General features: G+C 62.9%; 24 protein-coding genes. 13 read left to right on the forward strand and 11 right to left on the reverse strand.

Annotated elements, in window-relative coordinates:
* The 5 genes from EOB80_RS28265 to EOB80_RS28285 all read left to right on the forward strand — a co-directional run.
* The coding region (locus EOB80_RS28265; RefSeq protein ID WP_127331108.1) for a hydantoinase B/oxoprolinase family protein at positions 1 to 2,802 on the forward strand (2,802 nt) is incomplete at its 5' end.
* Between the two features lie 31 nt (positions 2,803 to 2,833).
* Positions 2,834 to 4,132: a DUF3419 family protein gene (locus tag EOB80_RS28270; protein ID WP_127331110.1), complete on the forward strand. Its 1,299-nt coding sequence runs from the start codon at positions 2,834 to 2,836 to the stop codon at positions 4,130 to 4,132.
* The gene (locus EOB80_RS28275) at positions 4,129 to 4,794 is read left to right on the forward strand and encodes a class I SAM-dependent methyltransferase (RefSeq protein ID WP_127331112.1); all 666 of its coding nucleotides are present in this window, start codon (positions 4,129 to 4,131) and stop codon (positions 4,792 to 4,794) included. Before EOB80_RS28270 ends, EOB80_RS28275 begins: the two co-directional genes overlap by 4 nt.
* A gap of 110 nt (positions 4,795 to 4,904) precedes the next feature.
* Positions 4,905 to 5,201 carry a type II toxin-antitoxin system RelE/ParE family toxin gene (locus EOB80_RS28280; RefSeq protein WP_127331114.1) on the forward strand — a complete coding sequence of 99 codons (297 nt, stop codon included), beginning with the start codon at positions 4,905 to 4,907 and terminating at the stop codon, positions 5,199 to 5,201.
* A gap of 9 nt (positions 5,202 to 5,210) precedes the next feature.
* Complete coding sequence (locus tag EOB80_RS28285) at positions 5,211 to 5,519, forward strand: HigA family addiction module antitoxin (protein WP_127331116.1); 309 nt, start codon at positions 5,211 to 5,213, stop codon at positions 5,517 to 5,519.
* A gap of 17 nt (positions 5,520 to 5,536) precedes the next feature.
* On the opposite strand, the gene EOB80_RS28290 is transcribed toward EOB80_RS28285, so the two are convergent.
* Positions 5,537 to 6,916, reverse strand: coding sequence for a serine hydrolase (locus tag EOB80_RS28290; protein ID WP_127331118.1), 1,380 nt, complete (start codon positions 6,914 to 6,916; stop codon positions 5,537 to 5,539).
* A 228-nt stretch (positions 6,917 to 7,144) separates the two neighbouring features.
* Here EOB80_RS28290 and EOB80_RS28295 point away from each other — a divergent pair, with 228 nt between their 5' ends.
* Positions 7,145 to 7,945 (forward strand): GH25 family lysozyme, encoded by an 801-nt coding sequence (locus EOB80_RS28295; RefSeq protein ID WP_127321779.1) that lies wholly within the window; start codon positions 7,145 to 7,147, stop codon positions 7,943 to 7,945.
* 298 nt (positions 7,946 to 8,243) lie between these two features.
* Positions 8,244 to 9,425 (forward strand): lytic murein transglycosylase, encoded by a 1,182-nt coding sequence (locus tag EOB80_RS28300; protein ID WP_127331120.1) that lies wholly within the window; start codon positions 8,244 to 8,246, stop codon positions 9,423 to 9,425.
* Positions 9,426 to 9,548: 123 nt separating this feature from the next.
* On the opposite strand, the gene EOB80_RS28305 is transcribed toward EOB80_RS28300, so the two are convergent.
* Positions 9,549 to 10,769, reverse strand: a complete 1,221-nt coding sequence (locus tag EOB80_RS28305; RefSeq protein WP_127331122.1) for an alanine racemase — start codon at positions 10,767 to 10,769, stop codon at positions 9,549 to 9,551.
* A 200-nt stretch (positions 10,770 to 10,969) separates the two neighbouring features.
* Here EOB80_RS28305 and EOB80_RS28310 point away from each other — a divergent pair, with 200 nt between their 5' ends.
* Positions 10,970 to 11,887 (forward strand): DMT family transporter, encoded by a 918-nt coding sequence (locus EOB80_RS28310; protein ID WP_127331124.1) that lies wholly within the window; start codon positions 10,970 to 10,972, stop codon positions 11,885 to 11,887.
* A gap of 473 nt (positions 11,888 to 12,360) precedes the next feature.
* On the opposite strand, the gene metF is transcribed toward EOB80_RS28310, so the two are convergent.
* The gene (gene metF / locus EOB80_RS28315) at positions 12,361 to 13,278 is read right to left on the reverse strand and encodes a methylenetetrahydrofolate reductase [NAD(P)H] (RefSeq protein WP_127331126.1); all 918 of its coding nucleotides are present in this window, start codon (positions 13,276 to 13,278) and stop codon (positions 12,361 to 12,363) included.
* Positions 13,275 to 14,297, reverse strand: coding sequence for a metalloregulator ArsR/SmtB family transcription factor (locus EOB80_RS28320; protein ID WP_127331128.1), 1,023 nt, complete (start codon positions 14,295 to 14,297; stop codon positions 13,275 to 13,277). Before EOB80_RS28320 ends, metF begins: the two co-directional genes overlap by 4 nt.
* 122 nt (positions 14,298 to 14,419) lie before the next feature.
* Between EOB80_RS28320 and tsaA the strand changes: the two genes are divergently transcribed.
* Together tsaA and EOB80_RS28330 are read left to right on the forward strand one after the other, a co-directional pair.
* Positions 14,420 to 14,959, forward strand: a complete 540-nt coding sequence (tsaA, locus tag EOB80_RS28325) for a tRNA (N6-threonylcarbamoyladenosine(37)-N6)-methyltransferase TrmO (protein WP_127331130.1) — start codon at positions 14,420 to 14,422, stop codon at positions 14,957 to 14,959.
* Positions 14,956 to 15,270, forward strand: coding sequence for a DUF2293 domain-containing protein (locus tag EOB80_RS28330; protein WP_127260329.1), 315 nt, complete (start codon positions 14,956 to 14,958; stop codon positions 15,268 to 15,270). The genes tsaA and EOB80_RS28330 overlap by 4 nt, the downstream gene beginning before the upstream one ends.
* Before the next feature lie 6 nt (positions 15,271 to 15,276).
* Here the strand turns inward: EOB80_RS28330 and EOB80_RS28335 are convergent, their stop codons facing one another.
* On the reverse strand, positions 15,277 to 15,780 hold the full coding sequence (locus EOB80_RS28335) for a hypothetical protein (RefSeq protein WP_127331132.1): 504 nt from the start codon (positions 15,778 to 15,780) through the stop codon (positions 15,277 to 15,279).
* A gap of 150 nt (positions 15,781 to 15,930) precedes the next feature.
* Here EOB80_RS28335 and EOB80_RS28340 point away from each other — a divergent pair, with 150 nt between their 5' ends.
* Positions 15,931 to 16,893, forward strand: coding sequence for an aminotransferase class IV (locus EOB80_RS28340; RefSeq protein ID WP_127331134.1), 963 nt, complete (start codon positions 15,931 to 15,933; stop codon positions 16,891 to 16,893).
* Positions 16,894 to 16,971: 78 nt separating this feature from the next.
* Here the strand turns inward: EOB80_RS28340 and EOB80_RS28345 are convergent, their stop codons facing one another.
* From EOB80_RS28345 to ettA, 4 genes are all read right to left on the reverse strand, one after another.
* Positions 16,972 to 17,589, reverse strand: coding sequence for an MOSC domain-containing protein (locus EOB80_RS28345; RefSeq protein WP_127331136.1), 618 nt, complete (start codon positions 17,587 to 17,589; stop codon positions 16,972 to 16,974).
* 256 nt (positions 17,590 to 17,845) lie between these two features.
* Positions 17,846 to 18,967, reverse strand: coding sequence for a beta-ketoacyl-ACP synthase III (locus tag EOB80_RS28350; RefSeq protein ID WP_127331138.1), 1,122 nt, complete (start codon positions 18,965 to 18,967; stop codon positions 17,846 to 17,848).
* Positions 18,968 to 19,153: 186 nt separating this feature from the next.
* The gene (gene tam / locus EOB80_RS28355; protein ID WP_127331140.1) at positions 19,154 to 19,921 is read right to left on the reverse strand and encodes a trans-aconitate 2-methyltransferase; all 768 of its coding nucleotides are present in this window, start codon (positions 19,919 to 19,921) and stop codon (positions 19,154 to 19,156) included.
* 42 nt (positions 19,922 to 19,963) lie between these two features.
* Entirely contained in the window at positions 19,964 to 21,613 is a 1,650-nt protein-coding gene (ettA, locus tag EOB80_RS28360; RefSeq protein ID WP_127331142.1) for an energy-dependent translational throttle protein EttA, read from the reverse strand.
* Between the two features lie 274 nt (positions 21,614 to 21,887).
* On the opposite strand from ettA, the gene EOB80_RS28365 reads away from it, so the two are divergent.
* On the forward strand, positions 21,888 to 23,174 hold the full coding sequence (locus EOB80_RS28365) for a GGDEF domain-containing protein (RefSeq protein WP_127331190.1): 1,287 nt from the start codon (positions 21,888 to 21,890) through the stop codon (positions 23,172 to 23,174).
* A gap of 4 nt (positions 23,175 to 23,178) precedes the next feature.
* On the opposite strand, the gene EOB80_RS28370 is transcribed toward EOB80_RS28365, so the two are convergent.
* Together EOB80_RS28370 and EOB80_RS28375 are read right to left on the reverse strand one after the other, a co-directional pair.
* Positions 23,179 to 23,790 (reverse strand): hypothetical protein, encoded by a 612-nt coding sequence (locus tag EOB80_RS28370; protein WP_164762753.1) that lies wholly within the window; start codon positions 23,788 to 23,790, stop codon positions 23,179 to 23,181.
* Between the two features lie 80 nt (positions 23,791 to 23,870).
* Entirely contained in the window at positions 23,871 to 24,878 is a 1,008-nt protein-coding gene (locus tag EOB80_RS28375; RefSeq protein ID WP_127331146.1) for a ribonuclease, read from the reverse strand.
* Between the two features lie 181 nt (positions 24,879 to 25,059).
* Between EOB80_RS28375 and EOB80_RS28380 the strand changes: the two genes are divergently transcribed.
* Positions 25,060 to 25,992: an alpha/beta hydrolase gene (locus EOB80_RS28380; RefSeq protein WP_127331148.1), complete on the forward strand. Its 933-nt coding sequence runs from the start codon at positions 25,060 to 25,062 to the stop codon at positions 25,990 to 25,992.
* Positions 25,993 to 26,050: the final 58 nt, after the last annotated feature.

A 26,050-nucleotide genomic window follows, 5' to 3' on the forward strand; every position in this document is an offset into this window, starting at 1 on the left:
CGGATGCGCACGCCGATGATGCGCATCCATACCGTCGCCGCCGGCGGCGGCTCGATCCTGCATTACGAGGCCGGTCGCTTCCGGGCCGGACCGGATTCGGCTGGCGCCAATCCCGGCCCGGCAGCCTACCGGCGCGGCGGCCCGCTCGCCGTCACCGACGCCAACGTCATGCTTGGCAAGCTGCAGCCCGATTTCTTTCCGGCTATATTCGGACCCGGCCAGGACGAGCCGCTCGACGTCGAGACGGTGCGAGCAAAATTTGCAGCACTCGCCGCCGAAATCGGCGATGGCCGGTCGCCCGAGACTGTCGCCGAAGGGTTCGTCACCATCGCCGTGGAGAACATGGCCAATGCCATCAAGAGGATCTCCGTGCAGCGCGGCTACGACGTCACCGAGTATCTCCTCAACTGCTTCGGTGGCGCCGGCGGCCAGCACGCTTGCCTGGTCGCCGACGCGCTCGGCATGGAGGCGGTGCTGATCCATCCCTTCTCTGGCCTGCTGTCGGCCTATGGCATCGGCCTGTCCTCGGTCTTTGCCTCGCGCCAGCAAGCGCTGCTGAAACCGCTTGCCGAAGAGTCCAGAACGGAGATCGGCAACCTCATTGCCATCTTGAGAAAAGCCGTCATCGCCGAACTCGCGGCGCAAGGCATCGGCGAGGATACGGTCGCCACGAAGCCTGTGCTGCACATTCGCTATGACGGCACCGACACGACACTGCCGGTGAATTTCGAGGCGGATTCGATTTTCCAGGCCAGGCGCGATTTTGAAATCGCCCACAAGGCGCAGTTCGGTTTCGTCTATGACGACAAGCCGATGATCGTCGAGACCGTCGGTGTCGAAGGCACCGACACCGGCGGCACCGGGCGCGACGAAACTGAATCGCGAACCGAAGACCTTGCCGTAAGCCCTTCGCAAACCCGCGAAATCTTCACCGAGGGAGAGTGGCGCACTTCACCCATCTTCCGCCGCGAAGCGCTGAAGCCGGGAAACAGGGTTGCCGGACCTGCCTTGATTATCGAGCCGAACCAGACGATCGTCATCGAGCCGGGCTGGCTGGCCGAAATCACCGCCAGGAACCATGTGCTCCTGCGCCGTGTCGAGAAAAAGCGCCGGCAGGCAGCGCTCGGCACGGAGGCCGATCCGGTCATGCTGGAGGTCTTCAACAACCTCTTCATGTCGATCGCCGAGCAGATGGGCGTGACGCTGCAGAACACCGCCTATTCCGTCAACATCAAGGAAAGGCTGGATTTTTCCTGCGCCGTCTTCGATCGCCATGGCGCGCTGGTCGCCAATGCGCCGCACATGCCGGTGCATCTGGGCTCGATGGACCGCTCGGTCGAAACCATCATCCGGCTGAATTCCGGCGACATCCACCCCGGCGACGTCTTTGCCCTCAACGCGCCCTACAACGGCGGCACGCATCTGCCCGACATCACCGTGGTGACGCCGGTGTTTTCCCTCCCCCTCGAGGGGAGGGTGGCCGCGCAGCGGCCGGGTGGGGTCCTCTCGGAAGGCACCGCAAGAGCGTCGAACCCGGTCGATCCGACCCCCTCCGGCGGCTTCGCCGCCACCTCCCCCTCGAGGGGGGAGGAAATCCTGTTCTGGGCCGCCTCGCGCGGCCATCATGCCGATATCGGCGGCACGGCACCCGGCTCGATGACGCCGCTCGCCACCACGGTCGACGAGGAAGGCGTGCTGTTCGACAATTTCCGCATCGTCGACCGCGGAAAATTCCGCGAGAAGGAGCTGGAAACGCTGCTCACCGACCACCGCTATCCAGCCCGCAATCCGCACCAGAACATCGCCGACCTCAAGGCGCAGATCGCCGCCAACGAAAAGGGCGTCGCGGAACTGCGCAAGATGGTCGCGCATTTCGGCCTCGATGTCGTCGAGGCCTATATGGGCCATGTCCAGGACAATGCGGCCGAAAGCGTGCGCCGCGTGCTGGAGCGGCTGCCCGACAGTTCGCAGTATGAATACCCGACCGACACCGGCCAAATCATCAAGGTGAAGATCACGGTCGACCGGCAAAAGCGCGAGGCGACCGTCGACTTCACCGGCACCTCGCCGGTGATGAAGAACAATTTCAACGCGCCGGAACCCGTCGCCCGCGCCGCCGTGCTCTATGCCTTCCGCGTCATGGTCGAGGACATGATCCCGATGAATGCCGGGTGCCTGCGGCCCATCAACATCATCATTCCCGACGGCTGCATGCTGAAACCCGCCTACCCCGCCGCCGTCGTCGCCGGCAATGTCGAGACCTCGCAGCACGTCACCAACGCGCTGTTCGGCGCCATGGGCGCCATGGCCAACGCGCAAGGCACGATGAACAACCTGACCTTCGGCAACAAGACATACCAGTATTACGAGACGATCTGCTCCGGCTCGCCGGCCGGCCAGATGAATTCCGGCCGCGGCTTTGCCGGCACCTCCGGCGTCCACACCCACATGACCAATTCGCGCCTCACCGATCCGGAAGTGCTGGAGCTGCGCTTTCCCGTTCTGCTCGAGGATTTCCACATTCGGGAAGGATCCGGCGGCAAGGGCAAATGGAGCGCCGGCGACGGCACCAGGCGCACCATCCGCTTCCTCGAGAAGATGGAATGCGCGATCCTGTCTTCGCACCGCAATCGGCCCCCGCAAGGGCTGGACAGTGGCGGCGATGGCGAGGTCGGCTCGACCGAGGTCCGCCGCAAGGACGGCACGATCGACCTGCTGAAAGCCTGCGACCAGACCGTGCTGCAGGCCGGAGAAGCCGTCATCCTGACGACACCGACGCCGGGGGGATTTGGCAAGCTGTAAGAAGGCGTCAACAGGCTGTCACCGGGCTGTCATGCCCCTGCGCTACCCGCTTGCGGCAAAGCAAATGGGGAATCATCTTGCCATGACGGACGTTTCCGCAGACCTGGTTTTTCGCCGCGGCAAGGAAGTTGGAAAGGCCGTCTACCAGAACCGGCCGCTGTCGAAGGCCGGCATTTCGGAGCGGCTGTTCGCCTTCCTGTTCTCCGGCCTCGTCTATCCCCAGATCTGGGAAGACCCCGATGTCGACATGGAGGCGATGCAGCTTGGCCAGGGCCACCGCGTCGTCACCATCGCCTCCGGCGGCTGCAACATCCTGGCCTACCTCACGCGCTCGCCGGCCCGGGTCGACGCCGTCGACCTCAACACCGCGCACATCGCGCTGAACCGCATGAAGCTGGAGGCGGTGCGCCGCCTGCCATCGCAGGGCGACCTGTTCCGCTTCTTCGGCGCCGCCGACACCAGCCACAATTCGAAAGCGTATGACCGTTTCATCGCGCCGCATCTCGATCCTGTCAGCCGTCACTATTGGGAGCGCCGCAACTGGCGCGGCCGCCGTCGCATCACTGTGTTCGACCGCAATTTCTACCAGACCGGCCTGCTCGGCCTGTTCATCGCCATGGGCCATCGGACGGGAAAATTCTTCGGCGTCGACCCTGCCGGCATCATGCAGGCCAGGAACATCGGCGAGCAGCGCCGCTTCTTCAACGAAGAGTTGGCGCCGGTCTTCGACAACAAGCTTTTGAGATGGGCGACGTCGCGCAAGGCCTCGCTGTTCGGCCTCGGCATTCCACCGGCGCAGTACGATTCGCTGATCACTTCTGGCGACGGCACCATGGCCAGCGTGCTGAAAGCCCGGCTGGAAAAGCTCGCTTGCGATTTTCCGCTGGAGAACAACTACTTCGCCTGGCAGGCCTTCGCCCGGCGCTATCCGAACCCCGGCGAGGCCGCCCTGCCCGCCTATCTCGAAAAACAGAATTACGAGACCATCCGCGGCAATGTCGGCCGCGTCGCCATCCACCACGCCAATCTGATCGAATTCCTCGCCGGCAAGGATGCAGGCTCCGTCGACCGCTTCATCCTGCTCGATGCGCAGGACTGGATGACCGATGATCAGCTCAACGCGCTGTGGGCGGAAATCACTCGCACCGCATCGGCCGGCGCCCGCGTCATCTTCCGCACCGCCGCCGAACCCAGCCTGTTGCCGGGCCGTGTCTCCAGCTCGCTGCTCGACCAGTGGGATTATCGGGACCAGGCTTCGCGCGAATTTTCAGCCCGCGACCGCTCGGCCATCTATGGTGGCTTCCACCTCTACGTGAAGCGCGCGGCATGAGCGCCACCGAGCTGCCTGCCAACCATGCCGAATTGATGGACGGCGTCTACCGCTGGCAGCGCCACATCTACGACCTGACCCGCAAATACTACCTTCTCGGCCGCGACCGGCTGATCGACGGGCTCGACGTGCCTGTCGGTGGTACCGTGCTGGAGCTCGGCTGCGGCACCGGCCGCAACATCATCCTGGCTGCCCGCCGCTATCCCGATGCCCGCTTCTACGGCCTCGATATCTCGGCCGAAATGCTGGAAACGGCCGGAAAGGCAATCGACCGCGAGGGCCTGTCCGGCCGCGTCGTGCTGGCAAGGGGCGATGCCACCGATTTCGATGCCCGTGCACTCTTCGGTGTCGAACGCTTCGACCGTGTCTTCGTGTCCTATTCGCTGTCGATGATCCCCGGCTGGGAAAAAACTGTCTCGGCAGCGCTTGCCGCCCTGTCGCCGAACGGTTCGCTGCACATCATCGATTTCGGCCAGCAGGAAGGCCTGCCCGGCTGGTTCCGGACCTTGCTGCGCGGCTGGCTGAAAAAATTCCACGTCGCGCCGCGTGAATCGTTGCGCGAAGTGCTGGAATCGGAATCTCGGCGAACCAGCGCAAGCTTCCGTTTCCGCACGCTTTATCGCGGCTATGCCTGGCTGGCGGTTATCAAGATCACTTCCTGAATATTGCCGTGGGAAAGGCACATAAAGGCGAAGCAGCCACGATCCGTTGGATCAACGTTGCCTTATGACCCCGAGAGCGGTACACTATCTCACATGCATGGAAGCATGTGGTGATCATCGGCTTCAGGGATGAATGGCTGCGGGCCTTCTTCGTGGAAGACATCCATTCTCGCAACATTCAGTCCGATCTCGAAAGCCGTTTGTTCCGCAAGCTCCAGATGATTGACGACGCGATGATCGATCAGGATTTGCGTGTGCCGCCCAGCAATCATTTCGGGAAGCTGCGCGGCATTCTCGAAGGCTTCCATTCAATACGCGTCAACAAGCAATGGCGGCTGATCTTCCGCTGGGACGGCGGCCGCGGTGAGGCGTCGGACATCTATCTCGACGACCACAGCTATAGATGAGGTGAGAACATGTTGATGACCGCACGCAAGCCGGCAACGGTTGGCGAAATTCTCACGGAAGAATTCATGCAGCCGTTTGGCCTGACGCAGGCGGCTTTGGCCGAGGCGATGGGGGTCCAGCGCAAGCATGTGAACGAATTGTGCAACGACCGCCGCAACGTGACGGCGGCGACCGCGCTTATTCTGGCGCGGGTGTTCGGCAACAGCCCGGACTTCTGGTTGAACGTCCAGCGCCGCAGCGATCTTTGGCAGGTCATGAACTCGCCCGACGAGCGGGCGCGAGTTGACCGCGCCAAGCCATTGGCGACAGCTGAATAGCAAGAGTTTGCGCCGCGCTAATGCAGCGCCTTGATCAGCGCCCCCACCATCGTCTGCGGCCGGTAGCCGAGTTTGGCCGGCGTCAGCCCCAGCCGCACCACCACCAACTGCTCCGAGGGGATGATGGCAACCGTCTGCCCGTCATGGCCTTCCATCCAGTACGTGTCCTTGGGCAGGCCTGCCGCGACGCCGGCGCCGGGGTTTTCCTCATCGCCCGGGGCCTCGATCCACAACTGACCCTTGCCATAGACCTTCGAGGCGGATGCCGGCTCGCGCATCCAGTCGACGAAACCGGTTGGCAGGATCTGGTTGCCGTTCCACACCCCGCCCTGCAGCAGGAACTGGCCGAAGCGCGCCCAGTCATGCGCGGTCGCGTAAAGATAGGACGAGCCGACGAAAGTGCCCTGCTCGTCGGTCTCTAGCACCGCGCTATGCATGCCAAGCGGCTCGAACAGGGCCGTGCGCGGCCATGTCAGCGCCTTGGCCTTGTCGCCGATCGCGTCCTGCCAGAGCCGCGACAGCATCACCGCCGTACCGCTCGAATAGGAAAACACCTTGCCGACCTCGGCCGCCAGCGGCTTTGATTCGGCAAAGCCCGCCATGTCAGGTTCGAGATAGAGCATGCGCGTGACGTCGGCGACGTCACCATAATCCTCGTTGAACTCCAGCCCGCTCGACATCGCCATCATCTCGGCAAGGCTGATGGCGGCGCGGCCGTCCGCCTTCCAAGGCGCAAACAGGTTTTTGTCGTCGAAAGCCATCTTGCCGTCCTTGACCAACGTACCGACGATGGCGGCATTCACCGTCTTCGTCATCGACCAGCCGAGCAGCGGCGTCTTGGCGGAAAAGCCCGCGCCGTAGCGCTCGGCGACGACGCGGCCATTCTTGACCACCACCACCGCCCGCATGCCGGTGCCGGTCAGCGCCGCATCGTCCAGCAGCTTGGCAACAACCGGATCCTGCGATGCCTCAACCCGCTCGCCTTCCGGCCACAGGTCGCCCATGGTGGCCGCCGACGGCTCCGCCTGGATCACAGTCCGTCGCGCCTTGCCGACATCGCCGTCCGGAACCGAAGCGCAGCCAAGCCCGTCGCGGGCGACAGCGACGCTCTTGCCGAGGAACCCGAACAGGCCGGCAGACACCGTTCCCCTGTTCTTGTCCACCGAAACACGCATTAACCGCAGCAGGGGATGCCCGGGCGCCTGCACGTCGACGGCCAGCACCTCATTGGCGTCCCGGCCGGCGATGAAGACATTCGAGCAGACGATCTTGGCCGAATAGCCGGAACCGACGCGGATCAATTCGGGCGGCGCGATGTATAGCCACGCAAACAGCGCGGCGACCGCCAGCACGATCAGACCAAGCAGCCATCTGACGATCTTGACGACGATCCGCATTTATTTCCTCCGGGCCCTGCGCGAGCCCTTATGTCATCGATTTGCCGCCATTGCTTCCGCAAATCACAATGCTTGTCGAGCGCCATCAACGGATTATCAACCATGATCGGCGATCACAGGATATGCTGAGCGATGCTGTGGGGCGATCGCTCGGAGGGGGCCCAATCACAAGCCGGCCATCAGGTATAGACCCATCAGCGACCGGCTGAATCCGGCTCGGGAATTGCGATGCGCCGTCTTGCGGGCCTCATTATGCTAGCGCTGCTTGGCGCGTGCTCGACAGTAGACGATCTCTCGCCACTGTCGCCGTCGGCGTCGAGCAGCCCGACGGTCACTGTCCGGGCGCCGCGCTTTGCCGATTCCAAGCCGCATGAATGGGAGAGCGGCGCGCCGTGGAACTATGCCGTCCACGGCACCGATGTTTCCAAATACCAGACCTCGGTCGACTGGCCGGCGGCCAAGGCCAGCGGCATCTCCTTCGCCTTCATCAAGGCGACCGAGGGCGGCGATCGCTTCGATGAATACTTCAACGAGCATTGGACCCGGACCAAAGCTACGGGCGTTCCCCGCGCCGCCTATCACTTCTACTATTTCTGCACCCCGGCTGCCGTGCAGGCGCGCTGGTTCATCCGCAACGTCCCCGTCGATCGCTCGGCGATGCCGCCGGTCCTCGACATGGAATGGAACCCACAATCGCCGACCTGTAGGCTGCGTCCCGACGCCGCCACGGTGCGCGCGGAGATGACCACCTTCCTCGAGATCGTCGAACGCCACTACGGCAAGAAGCCGATCATCTACACCTCGGTCGACTTCTTCGACGACAACGGCCTGGCGGGGTTTCGCGGCTATCCGTACTGGCTGCGTTCTGTCGCCGGCCATCCACGTGAGAAATACGGCAGCCACCCCTTCACATTCTGGCAGTACACAGGAACCGGGATCATTCCGGGCATGACCGGCAAGGCCGACATCAACGTCTTCAACGGCAGTGAAGCCACCTGGAACAAGTGGCTGCGGCAGAACACCCGTTGACACCGGTTCAACGGCAGCACCGCCATGGATCAAATCACTCCAGCAGAGCTTCCGTTGAACCGGTGCAACGGCAGCGAGTCCGTCCGAGATAAGAAGCTCCGCAGAACACCGTTGTCGCCAGTGCAACGGCACAGAAGCCGGCGGAATAAGGGGCTGCGGCACAAGAACCGTTGACACAGGGCCTGCCGCCTGCTTTTCGACACAGCCAGCGGTGAAGAGTGCAACCGCCGGCAATTCAGGGCGTTGGGCCTCCGGGGGAGCACAACAACTGCCCGCTATTCGTTTCGAGAGGAAGCTGATGCGACTGCGTTCCAAAGTCCTCGCGGCTGCGCTGACCCTGTGTGCCACGGCCTTGCCGGCGATGGCGCAGGAATGCGGCGGCGACTTCGAGACGTGGAAGCAGGGCGTCGCCGCGGAAGCCAAGGCGGCCGGCGTCGGCACTGCCGGTCTCGACGCCCTTGAAGCGGCAACCTTCGACGACAAGGTGTTGGCACGCGACCGCGCCCAGGGCGTCTTCACCCAAACCTTTGTCGAGTTTTCCAACCGCATGATCTCGGCCTATCGCCTGAAGCAAGGTGCGGCGAACATGAAGAAATACGCGGATGTCTTCGCCCGCGCCGACCAGCAGTTCGGCGTTCAGGCGCCGATCATCGCCGCCTTCTGGGCGCTGGAGACCGATTTCGGCGCCGTGCAGGGCGACTTCCACACGCTGAGCGCCCTGGTGACGCTGTCGCATGATTGCCGCCGCCCGCAACTGTTTCGGCCTCAGTTGATACCGCTTCTGCAATTGATCGATCGCGGCGTGCTGCCGGCCGATGTCAGGGGCGCCTGGGCCGGCGAGATCGGCCAGACGCAGATCCTGCCCTCAGATTATCTGGCACGCGGCGTCGACGGCGACGGCGACGGCAAGATCGACCTGCGCGGCAGCGTGCCCGATGTGATCATGACCACCGCCAACAAAGTGCTGTCGCGCGGCTGGAAACGCGACCAGCCCTGGATCCAGGAAGTCCGCGTGCCCGAAGACATGCCGTGGGACCAGACCGGTCGCACCAACAAGCTGCCGCTGTCGCAGTGGGCGCAATGGGGCGTCACCTACCCCAGCGGCGCGCCGCTGGTCGACAACGGCCTCAAGGCAGGCTTGGCGCTGCCCATGGGCCGTAAGGGGCCCGCCTTCCTCGCTTATGACAATTTCGACGTCTATCTCGAGTGGAACCAGTCCTTCACCTATGCGCTGACCGCGGCCAACCTCGCCGCCAGGTTGGCGGGAGAAAAACAGTTCGATCCGCGCAATCCCGAGACCGGCCTCAACAACGAGCAGATGAAGGCGCTGCAGAGCAAGCTGGAAGCCAGGGGCTACGATGTCGGCACTGTCGATGGCATTTTGGGTACCAACACCCGCGAGGCGATCCGCAAGGAGCAGATGCGGCTAGGCTTGCCGGTGGATGGCTGGCCGACGCCGGAGCTTTTGGCAAAGCTTTAGCGAATAGCGAATAGCGAATAGCGAATAGCGAATAGCGAATAGCGAATAGCGAATAGAAGGTAGTCCTTCCTTGCTGCTGTCTCTGCAAATCTTCCCTATTCGCTACTGGCTATTCCCTATTCGCTAATCCGCCATCGTCTCCAAACTGGCAAACCCCTGCGGCGCGTCGCCCTCGTCGAACGGCGTCGTCACCACGACGAAGGTGTCGGGGTAAAAGCCGTTGAAGCGGGTCCTCAGCGACAGCGAATAGGCGCCGATATGGCCGATCTCGATCCAGTCGCCGGTATCGACCGTTTCCGGCAGCCAGAACGGCCGCGACAGGATGTCGACGGAATCGCAGGTCGCGCCGCAGACCTTGAACGGCACGATGTTCTTCTCCTCGCCATTGCGCGAGCGGATCGCAGGATCGGGAATGAAGCGCGCCGGCAGCGTGATCTTTCCGGTCCATGAATCCGACAGCGACGCCCAGATGCCGTCATTGATGTAGAGCCGCTTGCCCTTGCGCAGCAGCACCCGCACGATCAGCGACAGGCAGCGCGCCACGATCACGCGGCCCGGCTCGGCCACCAGCGGCATCTGGTCGAACTGATACTCTTTCAGATCGCCCGAAAGCCGCGACATGATCTGGCCGAGCGACGGCATCTCGATCTGCTTGCGGTTGGGGTCATGGCCGTATTCGGCGGGGAAACCGCCGCCGACGTCAAGCCCTGCAATATCGAAGGTCAGCCGGTTGCGCACCCAATCGGCGGAGGCCAGCGCCCGCTCATAGGTGTCGGGATCCTCGATCTGACTGCCGACATGAAAACACAGGCCAACCTTATATCCGGTACGGTTCAGCCGCTCGGCAAGTTCGACGGCATAGGCCGGCCCGGCGCCGAACTTCTTCGACAGCTCGTAAGCGGCATGCCCCTTGGTCTGCACCCGCACGAACACGCTGATCGAGCCCGGATCCATATCGAGCGCCCGCACCACCCGCGTCAGCTTGGTGATCTCGTCCTCGTGATCCAACGAAATGACGCGGATGGTGTATTTCTCCAGCGCCAGCTTGATGTCCGACTGCGCCTTGACCGGATGCATGTAGAGCATCTCGGCATCGGGAGAGACGGCACGCACGGCGGCGAACTCGCCCGGCGACGCGACGTCGAAAGCCTTGACGCCGGCTTCGACCAGGGTCTTCAGCACGATCTGCTCGCCATTGGTCTTGACCGCATAGGCGGTCTTGCCCGGGAACATGCCCATGAACTGCCTGGCATCCGCCATCAGCACCTGCGGGCGGAAGCAATAGACCGGATCGTCCGGGCGAAGCGCCAGTGCCGCCTCGCGGGCATTCTCGAATCGCTGCATCGACGAATCCTTGATCTAGCCTGCGCACAATTAATCCAAGCTAGCGGCTAATGAAAACAATTCTGTGTCTCGTACGGCTGACGCTGGGGCGCTAGGTCTTGGCGGCAGGCGTTTGCCATCAATCACGTTTCGGGTGGCCCTTGTCTCCGAACCGGATATGGCTTCTGCCTGACTGGCATACGTCTGGGAGGGCGACTCACATGGCAATGGCCGCGACATCCGCACCACGCGGACCGATGGTGCTCAAGGATTGGGGGCAACTCCTGCTGCTCGGCGCGATCTGGGGCGGCTCGTTCTTCTTCGCGCGCATCGCGGTGGCGGAACTCCCCCCGCTGGTGCTGGTGCTGTTTCGCGTCGCCATTGCCGCGATTGCGCTGCAGATCTATCTCGGTCTGCGGGGCCCGTCCTTTCGCCTCGCGCTTCCGCATGCCGGCCTGTTCTTCCTGCTGGCGCTCACCAACAATGTCGTGCCCTTCTCGCTGATCTTCGCCGGCCAGACGGAGCTCGGAGCCGGCATCGCCTCGGTGCTCAACGCGACAACGCCGTTCTGGACGTTGATCCTCGCCAACGCGCTGACATCGGACGAAAAGCTGTCCTGGAACAAGCTCGCCGGCATTGCGCTCGGCATCGCCGGCACGGCTGTCATGATCGGCCCCGGCCTGCTTGCCGGGCTCGGCGGCCCGGTCTGGGCCAAATTCGCGCTGATCGGGGCTTCGCTGTCCTATGCCGTCGCGCTGATGGTCGCCCGCCGCTTCAGGGGCGTGCCCTCGCCGGTCATCGCCACCGGACAGTTGACGGCATCGACCATCATCATGATCCCGATCGTGCTCTTTACCCACGGTCCATCCGGATTGTTTTCGGCCTCGCCGCCGGTCTGGGCGGCGGTGCTGGCGCTGGCGCTTCTGTCCACCGCCTTCGCCTACATCCTCTATTTCAACCTCGTCGCTTCGGCCGGCGTGACCAACGCTTCGCTGGTCACGCTTGTCGTACCGGCCAGCGCGATGCTGCTCGGCTTCCTGTTCCTTGGCGAGCGGCTGGAGCTGTTCGAAATCGGCGGCGTGGTGCTGATCGCGCTCGGCCTCGTCACCATTGACGGGCGGCTGTTCGGCCGACGTTAGAGCGCCGCGCGTCCACTGGACGCGCAAAGGATGCTCTAACCACCCAATTGCCCCCCGCATCGCGAAAGTCGAATCGACTTTCGCAGCGGTAGCGCTGCCATGACACGGCAGCGACACGAGTCGGCCACATTTTATTCACAGGCCTGAAGCCGGTTTTTGCCTAGGAGTTTCAAAGCCTAACGGCAAAAGACATGTCGCGGATTTCACAATCACGTCGCAATGCAGCACATTTTCCGCTTGCCTGTGGCACAAATGAACCTAGACTCCGTGACATAGCTCTTTAAGAGGAGGCTATGTCATGGGACTTACGAGGCCTATCAACGCATTGATGATCTGTGCTGCGTTCGCCTTTATCGGAGCCCTTATTATGGGCTTCCTTCCCTGACCGCCAAAGCGGGGAAGACCAGCACCCAAATAGTCCAACCAATTCAAAAGGCCGGGTTTTTCCCGGCCTTTTGTCGTTCAACCCACTCTCATGCCGCAGCTGATCCGGCGGCCGCCGCCTCGTGCGAGCGGATGCCGATCATATGACAGATGGCAAAGACCAGATCGGCGCGGTTCATGGTGTAGAAGTGGAAATCGCCGACACCGCGCTCGACAAGGTCCATCACCTGTTCGGCCGCCACCGCCGACGCCACCAGCGCATGCGTCTGCGGGTCCCGGTCGAGGCCTTCGAAACGCTCCGCCAGCCAGCCGGGCACATGCGCGCCCGCCCTCGCGGAAAAGTTCGCGACCTGCTTGAAACTGTGAACCGGCTGGATACCCGGCACGATCGGGATGTAGATGCCGGCGCGGCGGACGCGCTCGACATAGCGCTCGTAGAGATCGTTGTCGAAAAAGAACTGCGTGATGGCACGCGTCGCGCCATTGTCGACTTTGCGCTTCAGCATCTCGATGTCGGTGGCGAAATCGGGGCTTTGCGGATGTTTTTCCGGATAAGCCGCGACGGAGATGTCGAAATCAGCAATCGCCTTGAGCCCGGCGACCAGCTCCGCGCCGTTCTCGTATCCACCGGGATGCGGCCGATACGGTCCGCCGACGCCGGAGGCCGGGTCGCCGCGCAGCGCCACGAACCGGTTGATACCGATCGATTTATAATCCTGGATGACCGCGTCGACCTCGTCGCGTGTTGCCCCGACGCAGGTCAGATGCGCCGCGGCAGGAATGGCGGTTTCCGTCAGGATGCGCTTTACAGTGCGCGCGGTGCGCTCTCGCGTCGAGCCGCCGGCGCCGTAGGTCACCGAGACGAATTTCGGCTTCAGCGGCTCCAGCCTTGTCACCGTCTCCCACAGCCTCGCTTCCATCTCGTCGGTCTTCGGCGGGAAGAATTCGAAGGAAACCCTGACCTTGTCGCCAATGTCGGGGCGGCGGGAAAAGCGGAACTGGTTCATGCGATTTCCCCTATCGAGTTCGCTTTGGCCTGCCTTGTGTCGTTGGAAGGATCGGCAATCAGCAAGCGCCGGTCGCGGCCAAGCCAGAGTTTTACGGTGAGCCTGGCCTCGTTGCCGCCGCGCGGCTCGAATTCCTGACTGTCTTCAAGATCGAGGCCGGCTTCCGAAAACCAGCCGGCGATCTGCTGGTTGGAAAAGCCGAGCCGCATATGCGCGTGCTCCTCACGCAGGAATTCCAGCGCATGCGGCGCGAAATCGACGATGACCAGGCGTCCGGCCGGACGCAAAAGCCGCGCCGCCTCGTGGATGGCGCGGGCGGGATCGTCGAGATAGTGCAGCACCTGATGGATGGTGACGAGATCGAAGGCATCGCGCTCGACCGGCGGCGCGAAGATGTCGCCCTGCCGAACCTGCGCGTTCGAAACGCCTGCCTTGTCCAGATTGGCGCGCGCCACGGTCAGCATCTCGCGCGACATGTCGATGCCGACACCGCGCCGATAGAGCGGCGAGAAGATTTCGAGCAGCCGCCCGGTGCCGGTGCCGAGATCGAGCATCGACTGGAACGGCCGCTTGCCGACCAGTTTCAGCATTGCGGCTTCGACGGCGCGGTCCGGCACATGCAGCGAGCGGATATGGTCCCAGCTTGCCGCATTCACCGAAAAATACGCGACCGCGCGGTCCTGCCGCTTGCGCTTGACCGAGGCCAGGCGCTCAAGATCGCGCTCGACCTGCGGATCGGCGCCGCGAATGCCGGAAACCAGCCCCATGACGAAGTCCCGCGCGGAATCCGCATCCGACAGGCGGAAGAAGGCCCAAGACCCTTCCTGGTAGCGGCCGATCAGTCCGGCCTCCAGAAGCAGCTTCAGGTGCCGCGAAACGCGCGGCTGCGACTGGCCGAGAATTTCGGTAAGATCGGAAACCGTGAGGTCACCGCGCGACAGAAGTGCCAGTATGCGCAATCGGCTGGATTCGGCCGCCGCCTTTAACGTATCCACCATAGTGTCGAGCGAGACATGCATCAGCGTATTCTCTTTGAAAAGATATAAACATATGTTTATGTCGATTTTCGAGACCTTGCAAGCGCAATGTCGCTTGCGGACAAGAAAATGCCGTTTGTGTGGCGCTTTAAGAGACGTGGACCATGACTGAAACGCGTGAGATGTTCGAGGCGCGCGAAGGCGAGCAGAGGCTGGAGAACGATCCGGCCTTGATGCCGCCTGATGGCGGGATCGTCTTCATCGGCCGCATTGCCTCGCCATGGACGACGCGCGAAACCTGCCCGAAGAACATGCGCGCCGCGCGCGATACCGGGCAGAAGGCGGTGCTGACCATCGACGCAGCCTACCGAAGTGGCCTGCAGGGGCTGGAGCGCGCCAGCCACGTCATCATCCTATCCTGGCTGCATCATGCGCCGCGGGACCTGATTGTGCAGAAACCGCGCCATGCCGCTGAAGCGAAAGGCGTATTTTCGCTGCGCTCCCCTGCCCGCCCCAACCCCATCGGGCTGCACATCGCCAGGCTCGTCGCGCTCGACCAACGCACCGGCCGCATCGACCTCGACGCCATCGATGTGCTCGACGGCACGCCGGTCATCGATCTAAAACCTTATTTCGCCTCGACCGACGCTATTGCCGAGGCGACCATCGAAGGGCGCGACGAGCCCGATCGGACCCGGCGATGACAGCGCCGACCGGCCGCCGCCGCGCCATCGCCAAGGCGCTGACCGCTCTTCTGCCGCTGGCGCCCTATGCCGACATGGAGAAGATCCGCACCGACGCCGGCGCGGTCCACATGAAGACCTTGCCGCCGGGCATCGCCGTATGGCTGGCGACGATTGCCCATATCCGCCACATGCACACCGATTACGAAAAACTGCTGAGCGAAGGCTATGACCGCGACTCGGCGCGTTTCTTTGTCATCGAGCAGACCAACATCGTGCTCACCCGCTGGCGCGCAACCCGACTGCTCGACGCCGACGACGAGGAGGAATGACCACGGCTACTTCCGCTTCAGCACGGCGACCGCATTGTAGGGCTGGCCATCGGCGTGGCCGACCCAAATCCAGGACAGATTGCCCTTGTAAAACCTTACGGTGATGTTGCCGCCGTCGATGCACTTGTCCTGACCGTAGGTGATGCTCTCGTGGTATTCCGCTGAAATGTCGTCCCTTGATGTCTGCGACAGCGATCCGCCGCAGCCGAGTGACGGATAGTCGATCGACGCGCTGCCATCGTTGATGATCATGGCGATCGCCCAGTCGGCGCCGGCGTCACCCGCCGGGCTCTGGTGGCCATTGCCTACCCAGGTGCCGCTCAGCGACGGCACGTTCACCGCACAAGGCAGGTTCTGGAAGATCGGTGCCAATTCGCCGCCGGTTTTCTCGCAGCGATAGGTCTGGCCGCTCTGGCACAATTCCTCGCCTTCGCGCGCGCACTGGGCGCGGGCGTCGCCCGCAGCGGCGAACATCATCATTGCCGCTGTGACGGCCCCAAACTTGCCCATTTTCCCCTCCCGTTCAGACCCGGAACGATAGGGCAATCGCGATCGAATGTATCGGCCAGATCGTCATGGAGGCCGAACAGCGCCGGGCGGGTGGCTCTATGCCTTCTGCCCAGCGCCGCTAGCCTCTCGCCTGCGTGACAGGAGGCCCCGATGAGCCGGACGATGGCAACACAGGACGAGAAGCAACTGCCCGCGGTTGGCGACCGCCATGTCGACCCGCACTCCTATCCCGAGGGCGTCGCCTTCCTCGATGGCCAATACCTGCCGATGTCGCAGGCCAAGATCTCGGTGCTGGACTGGGGTTTTCTGCATTCCGACGCCACCTACGACACCGTGCATGTCTGGAATGGCCGCTTCTTCCGCCTCGATTTGCATCTCGAGCGCTTCTTCGGCGGGCTGGAAAAACTGCACATGATCATTCCCTTCGACCGCAAAGGCGTGGCCGAAATCCTGCACAATTGCGTGGCGCTGTCGGGTCATCGCGCCGCCTATGTCGAGATGCTGTGCACGCGCGGCGCCTCGCCGACTTTCAGCCGCGACCCGCGCCAGGCGGTCAACCGCTTCATGGCGTTCGCCGTGCCGTTCGGCTCGGTCGCCAATGCCGAGCAGTTGCAGCGCGGCCTGCGTGTCGCCATCAGCGACAAGATGCGCATTCCGCCGGCCTCGATCGACCCGGCGATCAAGAACTACCACTGGCTCGATCTGGTGCGCGGCCTCTACGATGCCTATGATCGCGGCGCCGAGACCGTGTTGATCCTCGACTTCAACGGCAATGTCGCCGAGGGCCCGGGCTTCAACGTCTTCTGCGTCAGGGACGGCAAGCTGTCGACGCCTTCCATTGGCGTGCTGCCGGGCATAACCCGCCGCACCGTCTTCGATCTCTGCGCCGAACAAGGTCTTGCCGCCGCCGCGGCCGATGTCAGCGTCACCGCATTGCGCGAGGCCGACGAGGTCTTCATCACCTCGACCGCGGGCGGCATCATGCCGGTCACTGAGATCGATGGTGTCCGGGTCGCCGACGGCAAGGTCGGGCCGATCACCAGCCGCGTGATGGCGCTCTATTGGGAGAAGCACGAGGATCCGGCCTGGTCGTCTCAGGTGAATTATCCCTGATAGTCAGCAAGGCCTCGAGAAAAACCGCAAGATTGAGGCGACCACTTTTGCTACGCTCCATGGCAGCGTAGCCTGCCCTCAGGCTTGATAGATCCACTGCTCCGGCACGCGCACCGAGATTTCTTCGCCGGCCCTGACCGTTCCCGGCTTCTCGACCCAGGCGACGACGCCGCGCAGCCGCTTCGCCATTTTTGGGAACAGCAGCGCGCCGGCTTCGACGTCGGCCATTCCGGCATTCTCGGCGATCGAGCGGCCGGCGATGCGGCAAGGTCCGTTCTGCGCGTCGACCTTGATGGTCACGCCGCCCTTGAAGAACAGCAGCGTGCCGGACGGCAGCATGGAGAGATTCGGCACCCCTTCGATCACCAGATTGGCGCCGATCCATTCCGGGCTGATCTCGGCCAGGCCCATGCGCTCGGCGACGATGGCGAGTTCATCCGCCGCCACGATCGACAATTGCCGTTCGTTGCGCATTTCCGTGCCGCGCGGATACCAGGGCTCGCGCCCGCCCGAGCGCCGTGTCGGTCCGGCATGGAAATCGCCTGATATGCCGTCGAAACCCAGCCGCAATTCGTCCACCGGGCGCGTCTGAAAATGATCCGCCGGCGCCACGTAAAGCGCTGCCGCCTTGGCGGCAAGCTTTCGCGCGGGGATGATTTCGATCGGCTTTTCAGCCTCGGGGAAGAGATCCAGCATGGCGTTCTTTTCTCTCGTCATCCAGCGAATTAGCCGGGCGGACTTCGCGGCGTCCAGTCGAAAGTGCTGATCGTCCGATCAACGTCACCGATGGGATGGCGATCGCCAGGCGAGTGCCGATGCTGGTGCCTTCGCACCAGCCTGACGCAACAAGACGTATTGCGCGCCAAGGTGTGTTGAGATTCAGGTCAGGCCGAGCCGGGGAAGCGCAGGAAGCTGCCATTCGCCGGGCGGCCTCACCTGAATATCGACATAGCTAGAGCATCCGCAACAGCGCGCCGCCTATCGAATACCCCGCGCCAAAGGCGCAGATCAGGCCGAAATCGCCGGGCTTCATGTCGGCGTGGTTCTCCGACAGCGCGACGATGGCGCCGGCGCCCGCCGTGTTGCCCAGCCGCTCCAGCACCATCGGCGCGCGGTCATGGTCGACCTCGTGGCCGAACGACAGTTTCAGGATCATGGCATTCATCCGCGCATTGGCCTGATGCAGCCAGAAGCGCCGGATCGCCTGCGGCGTCAGCCCGTGCTCGGCGAGGAATTCGACAATGAATTTCTGTCCGGCGACGGTGACTTCCTTGAACACCTTGTTGCCGACCTGCTTGATCAGATTGCCTTCCAGATTGATCATGTAAGGATCTTCCTGGGCGGTGCGGGTGTGATAGCCCAGATTGGTGCGGATGTTGTTCGACATCTGCGTCCAGACGCGCGTGTCGAGCACTTCGAAGCGCCCCGGCCGCTTGTCGCCCTTGGCCAGGCCTTCGACCACCATCGACACCGAAGCGTCGCCGAAGATGAAATGCGTCTGCCGGTCGCGGAAATTGAGATGGCCGGTGATGATCTCCGGCGTCGTCACCAGGATGCGTTTGTGCGCGCCAGACCGCACCAGGTTGACGGCGACGTGCAACGCGGCCGCGGCCGAAGAACAGCCAAGCCCCATGTCGAAGCCGGCCCCCTTCGTCCCCAACGCCTCCTGCATTTCGATGGCGATCGCCGGATAGGGCCGCTGGTGATGCGAGGCCGAGCAGATCACCAGGTCGATATCCGACGGCTGCAGCCCGGCGTGGTCGAGGGCCTTCTTCGCCGAGGCGATTCCGAACTCCGCCTCCAGCGACAGCGCATCGTCGGGCCGCGCCGGAATGCGCGGCGCCATCCGGGTCGGATCGAGAATGCCTTCGCGCTCTATGACATGGCGGGTGCGCACGCCCGAGGCGTGGACGATGAAGTCGCTGTCCGATTTCGCCAGCGGCGGCTCACCGGTATCCTGGCGACGCACGTTTTCCAGGTCGACCCAGGCATTGAAGCTGGCGACCAGTTCTTCATTGGTGATTGTGGGTTCGGGAATTTCAACGCCGATGCCGCTGATGATGACGCGATGCATGTCCAGTCCGTCCCATCCGCAGGCGCTGCGGGCTTCATGTGGGCGCCGGAACGCTCCGGCGCAACAGTTTTCTCACCGAGGCGGTTTACGCCGGCTTAAACCAAAGATCTGGGCCGACTGAAGCCGATCCTCGACATGGCCACAGGCAAAGCCAAGCGGCCCTAAGGCGCTGCGCAACATGGATAATCAAGCTCGTTTTGCGACAATGAAAATGCGCGGGAAGCGCAAGAGCACCTTGCCACCAGCCGTCTTCGGATAGGCCTTGGCGATCTTGACCGTGTAACATTCGAGGAACATCGTCCGCTCGTCGGCGCCCAGCGGATCGAGGAACGGTTTCAGGCCCGTCGATTTCACCCATTCGACGATCGCCTGCGCGTCGGCAAGCGGATGGTTGTAGATGGTGTGCCAGATATTAAGCCGGTCGCTGAGCGGCGACAGCAGGTCATAGTAGAACGACACCGGCGGCAACGGCCCGCGTGCCGCGCCCTGGAGCTTTTCGGCAAACGGCATTTCGGCGGCGGTTTCGCGCATCAGGCGGTGCGAGTCTTCGCCCATATTGTCGGGCATCTGAACGGCGAGCGCACCGCCCGGGGCCAGAAAACCCATCAGCCGCTGGAACACCTTGGGATGCTCGGGCAGCCACTGGAACACAGCATTGGCGAAGATCACGTCGACCGGCTCCACCGGCTGCCATTTGGAGGCATCGGCGAGATCAAAGCTGACCGCGGGCAGACGCGCCCGCGCCTTCTCGATCATGTCGGGCGAAGTGTCGAAGCCGCTCACCTCAGCATCCGGCCAGCGCTCGACAAGCAGCGCGGTCGAATTGCCCGGCCCGCAGCCGATGTCGACGACCCGGCGCGGGAAGTCCACCGGCACCTGCGCGACCAAATCCCGCGCGGGCCGCGTGCGCTCGTCTTCGAATTTCAGATATTGGGCGGCGGACCAATCAGCCATTTGAGCTCCTCATGCTGGTTGAGATCGCCGCCCTAAAACCCCTTACCGCGTCAGCCTCTTGTAGGTCATGCGGTGCGGGTTGACGGCATCCGGCCCGAGGCGGCGGATCTTGTCCTGCTCGTAATCCTCGAAATTGCCTTCGAACCATTCGACATGGCTGTCGCCCTCGAAGGCGAGGATGTGCGTCGCCAGGCGATCGAGGAACATGCGATCGTGCGAGATGATTACGGCGCAGCCGCCGAAGTTTTCCAGCGCGTCTTCGAGTGCGGCCAGCGTTTCGGTGTCGAGATCGTTGGTCGGTTCGTCGAGCAGCAGCACATTGCCGCCGGTCTTCAACATCTTGGCCAAATGCACGCGGTTGCGCTGGCCGCCGGACAGGTTACCGACCTTCTGCTGCTGGTCGCCGCCACGGAAGTTGAACGACGCGCAATAGGCACGCGTGTTGGCCTCGAACTTGCCGAGCTTGACCACTTCGGCGCCGCCGGAAATCTCTTCCCACACCGTCTTTGACGGATCGAGCGCATCGCGGCTCTGGTCGACATAGCCGAGCTTGACCGTTTCGCCGACGCGGACCGAGCCCGCATCCGGCTTTTCCTGGCCGGTGATCATACGAAACAGCGTCGTCTTGCCGGCGCCGTTCGGGCCGATGACGCCGACGATGCCGCCGGGCGGCAGCTTGAATTCCAGGCCGTCGATCAAAAGCGTGTCGCCAAAGCCCTTCGACAGGCCTTCCGCCTCGATCACCACATTGCCGAGCCGCTCGCCATGCGGGATGACGATCTGCGTATCGCTCGGACGCCGCTTGTCGGCTGCATCCAAAAGATCCTGGAACGCCTGGATACGCGCCTTGGACTTGGTCTGGCGGGCCTTCGGGCTCGACTGGATCCATTCGCGCTCGCGGCCGATGGCGCGCTGACGGGCATCGTCCTCGCGGCCTTCCTGCTTGAGCCGCTTGGCCTTGGCTTCGAGGTATTTGGTGTAGTTGCCCTCATAAGGAATGCCGCGGCCGCGATCGAGTTCGAGGATCCAGCCGGTGACATTGTCGAGGAAGTAGCGATCGTGGGTGATGATCATCACCGCGCCCGGATAGGCACGCAGATGCTTTTCCAGCCACGCCGTGGTTTCGGCGTCGAGATGGTTGGTCGGTTCGTCGAGCAGCAGCAGGTCGGGCTGGCGCAGCAAGAGCTGGCAAAGTGCGACGCGGCGGCGTTCGCCGCCCGAAAGCTTGGTGACTTCCGAATCCTTGGGCGGGCAGCCCAGCGCTTCCATCGCCATCTCGACCTGCTGTTCGAGATCCCACAGGTTGAGCCGGTCCATTTCGTCCTGGAGCTTGGCCGACTCGTCGGCCGTCTCGTCGGAATAGTTCATCATCAATTCGTTATAGCGTTCGATGACGGCGGTCTTGGCGGCGACCCCTTCCATGATATTTTCGAACACGGTCTTGTCCGGATCGAGCGCCGGCTCCTGCGCCAGGTAGCCGACAGTGGCGCCTTCGGCCAGCCAGGCTTCGCCGCTCCACTCCTTGTCGAGCCCGGCCATGATCTTGAGGATCGTCGACTTGCCCGAACCGTTGGGGCCGAGGATGCCGATCTTGGCGTCGGGATAAAAGGAGAGATGGACATTCTCGAGCACCTTCTTGGTGCCATAGGCCTTGTTGAGGCCGGCCATGTGATAGATGAACTGGCGTGCCACGCGCGCTTTCCCTGAAAAAACTGACTGGCCCAGAAAACTGACTGGATCTGTCGAATTGAGTGGAGGTTGGCCGCTATGTAGGCGATGCGGCGGCGAACGGCAATCGCTTTTGCCATATCTGCCCGGTCACACGCGGAAGTGTCCGCCAATCGCCGAAGTTTTCCACCAGCACGAAGCGTGCTGAAATCTCCGGTTAACTCTTCGGCGTCAAAACAGGGTCGGAGTGGAATCGCTCACTATCCGCGATTTCGAGAAAGAGATCGGGTCGACGGCATTGCTGAACAGTTTCCTGCTCCTTGCCGAAGCGGTCGTCTACTTCAGCGTCATGGTAACGCTTTTCCGCTTCCGGAGGCGCATCGGCCTCGGCGTATTCATCTGCGCGCTCGGTGTCATGCACTTCCTCGAGACCTATCTCGCCAGCGTCTTTTACGTCGCTCTGCCGTTCGGCATGGTCTCGCCTGGCTCGGCGGTGCTGTTTTCCGGCAAGCTGGTCATGCTTTTGCTGCTCTATATGAAGGAGGACGCTGCAACCGTGCGTCAGCCGATCTACGGCCTGCTGCTCGGCAATGCGCTGATGATCGGGCTGGTGCTGCTGCTGCGCCTGCACGTCATCGCGGCACTTCCCGACGGCAGGCTTCCAGACATCGGCTTCATCGACCAGATGGGTTGGCTGATGGTGTGGGGCACGACGCTGCTGTTCGTCGATGCCATCCTGATCATCCTGCTCTACGAAAAGCTTGGTCGGTATCTTCGCAAGGCGCCGTTCGCGCGCATCCTGATTTCGGTCGCTTGCGTGCTGACCTTCGACCAGGCCGGTTTTTTCACCGCCCTGCATTTCGTTGCCGGCGCGCCGATAGCCGTCTTTTTCGGCGGCTGGTTCGCCAAGATGGCGGCGGCGGTGACCTTCAGCACCATGCTTGTCGCCTATCTCAAATGGTTCGAGGAGCGCCAGGTCACGGCGCCGCGCGGACTGACCGATATCTTCGATACGCTGACCTATCGCGAACGCTACGAAGCGCTGGTGGAACATGTCGGCCGCGACGGCCTGACCGGCCTGCTGCACCGCGGGCGCTTCGACGCCGACGGTGAAGCCGCCGTCCAGACCAGCCTGCGCACCGCCAGGCCGCTCAGCCTGCTGATCATCGATGTCGACCATTTCAAATCGATCAACGACCGTTTCGGCCATGCCGAAGGCGACAAGGTGTTGAAGGCCGTTGCCGCGCTGCTGCGCGAGGTCGCCAGTCCCGAGGACCAGGTGTTCCGCATCGGCGGTGAGGAATTCGCCATCCTCAGTTCTTGTCCGCACTCGGTCGCCAGGCTGCTTGGCGAAAGCATTCGCCATGCGATCAAGGCTTCAGCGGCCACCAGTCGATTCGAGTTCACCGTCAGCACCGGCGTTTCCAGCGTCAGCGAAACCACGCGCTGCCTTGCCGACCTGTTCGCGCTTGCCGACCAGCGTCTCTACAAGGCGAAGTCGACCGGGCGCGACCGCGTCGTCGGCGAGCCGGGCGGCCACGAAGCCGACACGGCCGCTGCATGGACAAAGTCCGCGCGGATTTAGTTCGTTACGACTTCCTCTGCCGTCGAAAGCCCGTCACGGTTGAAACCGCCATCAGCGCGATCGCCAGCCATTTCAGCGCCGTGATAATCGGCCCGGCCTCAATATCGTAGGCAATGAACAGCAGGATGCCCGGCACCAGCAGGCCGCATAGGATCAGCATGATGCGGTTGATCTGCCACGAGACTTTCGACGCCAACGCCTCGTCGCCGGGCGCGGAAACAAATGCTGCTCGCATCGTCTTGCCGCCGACCAGCATGGCCGAAAGACGCATCGAGATCGGCAGGCCGAGCCCGATGATCAAGAAAGCGCTAGCGGCCAGCAGCGAGGAGAATTTCAACGCGCTGGTGTCCGCCGGCACCGGAAACAGCAACGTCGCCAGCGGCAGGAAGGCGCCGAAAATGCCGATCGCCGCGATAATGATGAAGATCACCGCATTGACGATCGTGAACAGCTGGTACGTGCCGACGCCGATCGGTTCGGAGAGCGTTCGCATGCGTGCCCATTCGGCGTCGGTATACGAAAAGCCCGGCCATTCCATGCGGGCATCGTTTATCGAGACCATGCCCTTGGCCCAGAAAGCCAGCCGCGCCAGCGCGCTGCTCGTCATGCCATCCATTGCCGCCCCCGCCAGAATGATGCGCTCGCAGCATAGCACCAGGGCACGGCAGGGCGACAGTCCGGTACCTCTGTTGAGAGTTACTGGAAGCCGATCGCGTCGACATTGCCTGTCGGGCAACCGGCCTTGTTGGTCGGCACCGAAGCCAGCAGCAGATCCTTGAGCGAGCTGTTCGGGCCGATCGGACCGGCGAGACCGAGCGTCAGTTCGCCGATCAGCCGCCTGCCGCTCGACGGATCGATGACGCAGGACACGCGCACCCGGTCGCCTGCCCCCGCCCCGAAGGCGCTGTCGAAAGCGCCGCGGATCTGGTCCGCCGTCAGCTTTCCACCGATGTTCTTGGCAAAGAGATCGCGCACCGGCGAGCTGTTCACCGCACGCATTAAATTGAGCGCATCGGAGAAATAATCCTGCTGGCTCTTGCCGTAGCAGGTGCCGTGCTTGATCCATTCATGCCGTTCGAGCTGCGAAGCGGTTCCCGGCATCACCTGATCGAGTTCCGTGCGGGTGTTGGCGTCCAGATTGACCGGCGGCAGGTCTTTCCAGTGGGCCGGATTGTCGTTGGCCTTGTCGCTCGCCGTCGCCTGGCAATAGAAATTGCCGTTCGGCTGCGGCCACAACCCATGCAAGGTGAAATGCGTCGCGTCGAAATCACCGGCGTTCTGCGTCTTGCATTCGGTCTTGTTCGACTTTGTCTCGCAAAACGCCGGCTGCCAGCTCAGCGCGAAGACGTATTCGGGCTTTCCCGACGCCGCCGGCTTGCCTTGGCCGTCAGGTGGGGCCGGCACGGTTGCCGCGCTGCTGCCGGAAACGTGGCCGCAACTGACCTTTACCCAGCGGCGCTCCGGATCGGCGCCCGGCACCAGGATAAGGTAGTGCGTCGGCGCATCCTTGTTGCCGGCAAGCAGCTGGTAGCTCTTCCCGGCATCGGTCGAGACATTGCCGGGGTTCTTGCCGTTCTTGATGGCTTGCGTTGCCGGACAGGCAGCGTCGGCGACAAAGCTGCCGCTCATCTTGACGTCGGCACGCGCGGCACCGGCCAGCGACGCGGCCAGCATGGCCAACCCGAAAACGACAGCAATGCGCATGGAAAATCCCCGCTGGACAAGTGGGCGACAGATTGAGGCTGTCTCCATGTCAGAATTGCGATATTTTGCCGGTCAAACGCAAGAAACATCGTCGCGAAAAGCGGGTTTGCCGGATTGACGCATAATGTGGGCCGGCGCAAACAAAGCCAACGACGATAATGCAAGGGCGGGACCAGGCGGCATGTCATTCAGCCAGCAGCGCGTGGTTGCCTCGCCGACCGGTGCCGATCTCAATCTTTTCGTCAGGCAGGCCGATGGCCGGGCACGCGCCGTCGTCCAGATCAATCACGGGCTGGCCGAGCACGCAGCGCGCTATGCCCGCTTTGCCGATTATCTTGGCTCCCGCGGCTTCCACGTCTATGTCCACGATCATCGCGGCCATGGCGCGACCAAGGCGCCCAACACGCCGCTCGGCAGGTTCGCCGACAGGGACGGCCCGGCCAAGGTGATCGCCGACGTCGGCGCCATCCATGACCTCATCGCCAGCGAACAGCCAAACAGACCGGTCATCCTGTTTGGTCATTCGATGGGCGCATCCGTGGCGTTGAATTTCCTTTTAAGTCATTCGCCACGCGTCCATGCCGCCGCGATCTGGAACGGCAATTTCTCCCAAGGCCGGCTCGGGCAGGTGGCGCTGGGCGTCCTTGCCTGGGAGAGAATGCGGCTCGGCTCCGACGTGCCATCGCGTCTGTTGCCGAAGCTCACCTTCCAGGCCTGGGGCAAAGCGGTGCCCAATCACCGCACATTGTTCGACTGGCTGTCGCGCGACGAGGCGGAAGTGGCGAAATACATCGCCGATCCGCTCTGCGGCTGGGATGCCTCGGTATCGATGTGGCGCGACGTCGTCGGCATGGCGCTGAACGGCGGCAAGGATGCCGGCTTTGCCGGCATCCGGCGCGACCTGCCCGTCAGCATCGTCGGTGGCGAAAAGGATCCCGCCTCGGATTATGGCAAAGGGATCACGCATCTTGCCAGCCGCATGCGCGCCATGGGCTTTTCGAATCTGGTTTCAAAGATTTACGCCGACACCCGCCACGAAAGCCTGAACGAGGTGAACCGCGACATCATCATGGGTGATTTCGCCATTTGGGCCGACGAAGTCCTCAAAGTTTGACGGATTGGCCCATTGCAAGAGCCGTGACAGCCGTTGCAGGGCTTGATAGAGGCTCTGC

It is taken from the genome of Mesorhizobium sp. M7A.F.Ca.MR.245.00.0.0, assembly GCF_003997415.1.
GTDB lineage: Bacteria > Pseudomonadota > Alphaproteobacteria > Rhizobiales > Rhizobiaceae > Mesorhizobium.

What these genes read in the sequence shown, in the direction of transcription:
- EOB80_RS28370 (WP_164762753.1), bottom strand. Translation starts at nt 23,790, where the DNA reads ATGGATGGCATGACGAGCAGCGCGCTGGCGCGGCTGGCTTTCTGGGCC.
- EOB80_RS28375 (WP_127331146.1), bottom strand. Translation starts at nt 24,878, where the DNA reads ATGCGCATTGCTGTCGTTTTCGGGTTGGCCATGCTGGCCGCGTCGCTG.
- EOB80_RS28380 (WP_127331148.1), top strand. Translation starts at nt 25,060, where the DNA reads ATGTCATTCAGCCAGCAGCGCGTGGTTGCCTCGCCGACCGGTGCCGAT.
- EOB80_RS28330 (WP_127260329.1), top strand. Translation starts at nt 14,956, where the DNA reads ATGACAGCGCCGACCGGCCGCCGCCGCGCCATCGCCAAGGCGCTGACC.
- tsaA (WP_127331130.1), top strand. Translation starts at nt 14,420, where the DNA reads ATGACTGAAACGCGTGAGATGTTCGAGGCGCGCGAAGGCGAGCAGAGG.
- EOB80_RS28290 (WP_127331118.1), bottom strand. Translation starts at nt 6,916, where the DNA reads ATGCGGATCGTCGTCAAGATCGTCAGATGGCTGCTTGGTCTGATCGTG.
- EOB80_RS28350 (WP_127331138.1), bottom strand. Translation starts at nt 18,967, where the DNA reads ATGCATCGCGTCATCATCAGCGGCATCGGCGTTGAAATTCCCGAACCC.
- EOB80_RS28275 (WP_127331112.1), top strand. Translation starts at nt 4,129, where the DNA reads ATGAGCGCCACCGAGCTGCCTGCCAACCATGCCGAATTGATGGACGGC.
- EOB80_RS28285 (WP_127331116.1), top strand. Translation starts at nt 5,211, where the DNA reads ATGTTGATGACCGCACGCAAGCCGGCAACGGTTGGCGAAATTCTCACG.
- tam (WP_127331140.1), bottom strand. Translation starts at nt 19,921, where the DNA reads ATGGCTGATTGGTCCGCCGCCCAATATCTGAAATTCGAAGACGAGCGC.
- EOB80_RS28295 (WP_127321779.1), top strand. Translation starts at nt 7,145, where the DNA reads ATGCGCCGTCTTGCGGGCCTCATTATGCTAGCGCTGCTTGGCGCGTGC.
- EOB80_RS28270 (WP_127331110.1), top strand. Translation starts at nt 2,834, where the DNA reads ATGCCCCTGCGCTACCCGCTTGCGGCAAAGCAAATGGGGAATCATCTT.
- EOB80_RS28335 (WP_127331132.1), bottom strand. Translation starts at nt 15,780, where the DNA reads ATGGGCAAGTTTGGGGCCGTCACAGCGGCAATGATGATGTTCGCCGCT.
- EOB80_RS28310 (WP_127331124.1), top strand. Translation starts at nt 10,970, where the DNA reads ATGGCAATGGCCGCGACATCCGCACCACGCGGACCGATGGTGCTCAAG.
- EOB80_RS28345 (WP_127331136.1), bottom strand. Translation starts at nt 17,589, where the DNA reads ATGCTGGATCTCTTCCCCGAGGCTGAAAAGCCGATCGAAATCATCCCC.
- EOB80_RS28320 (WP_127331128.1), bottom strand. Translation starts at nt 14,297, where the DNA reads ATGCATGTCTCGCTCGACACTATGGTGGATACGTTAAAGGCGGCGGCC.
- EOB80_RS28340 (WP_127331134.1), top strand. Translation starts at nt 15,931, where the DNA reads ATGAGCCGGACGATGGCAACACAGGACGAGAAGCAACTGCCCGCGGTT.
- EOB80_RS28300 (WP_127331120.1), top strand. Translation starts at nt 8,244, where the DNA reads ATGCGACTGCGTTCCAAAGTCCTCGCGGCTGCGCTGACCCTGTGTGCC.
- metF (WP_127331126.1), bottom strand. Translation starts at nt 13,278, where the DNA reads ATGAACCAGTTCCGCTTTTCCCGCCGCCCCGACATTGGCGACAAGGTC.
- EOB80_RS28305 (WP_127331122.1), bottom strand. Translation starts at nt 10,769, where the DNA reads ATGCAGCGATTCGAGAATGCCCGCGAGGCGGCACTGGCGCTTCGCCCG.